Raw genomic sequence first — 830 nt, forward strand, 5'->3', positions numbered from 1 at the left:
CCTCAGGGTGTCAGACACCTGCGCCCCACGGCGGGCCGTTCATCGAGGTGCCGGGCGGCAATTGGCGGGCAACCTGAATCACGACCCCTTGTCGTCGTCCGTCGAGATCAGGCGCTTTTCCTGGCTTGCGGAAATGCGTGCCTCGACGCGGCGCAGCACGGCCAGCACGAAGAGCGCCATCAGGGTGCTGACCACGGCAGTGGCCTCGCGGCCCATGCCTGCGGCCACGCCGATGGCGGCGGTCATCCAGATGCTGGCCGATGTCGTGAGACCGTGGATTTCGCGCTCGGCGCCCAGCTTGATGATGGCGCCCGCCCCCAGAAAACCGATGCCCGCGATGACGCCCTGCAGCACGCGGCTCAGGTCTCCGACCTCCATGCCGCCCTGCAACGGCACCAGCACGAAGATGGCCGCACCCAGCGCCACCAACATGTGGGTGCGCAGCCCGGCCGCCTTGCCGCTGCGTTCCCGTTCGTAACCCAGCAGGCCGCCCAAGAGGACGGCCATGCTCAAGCGCAGCACGATGCGTGTTGCCTCCGCCACATCCGGAATATCGGCAAATTCAGTACGCACTGCAGTCCAGACTTCCAGCCAGATTTGCGACATCGACGATTCCTTGGTGCCGAGTAGAGAACGAGCATAGCAGGCGGCACGACGACGCGGCACGCTGCGGTGCTTCGTTGCGCGGGTGTCTGACACCCTTGAGGCAGCCGTGCGATATGCGCAGGTGTCTGACACCCGTGAGGCAGCCATGCGATATGAAGCCGATCTCACTAGGGTGTCAGACACCTTGTATCTTGGCCACTGTAGTGATTAGCTATCGCTACACG

Annotated in this window: 1 protein-coding gene; it reads right to left on the reverse strand. The window is 64.5% G+C overall.

All coding sequences use genetic code 11. The features are described from left to right. Nucleotides 1-78: 78 nt before the first annotated feature. Entirely contained in the window at nucleotides 79-606 is a 528-nt protein-coding gene (locus tag RT697_RS26375; protein ID WP_313702587.1) for an MgtC/SapB family protein, read from the reverse strand. Nucleotides 607-830: the final 224 nt, after the last annotated feature.

This window comes from Achromobacter sp. (assembly GCF_032113835.1).
Taxonomy (GTDB): domain Bacteria; phylum Pseudomonadota; class Gammaproteobacteria; order Burkholderiales; family Burkholderiaceae_B; genus Achromobacter.

Bases quoted from the DNA above. Each gene is read 5' to 3' on its own strand.
- RT697_RS26375 (WP_313702587.1), bottom strand. From the start codon at position 606: ATGTCGCAAATCTGGCTGGAAGTCTGGACTGCAGTGCGTACTGAATTT.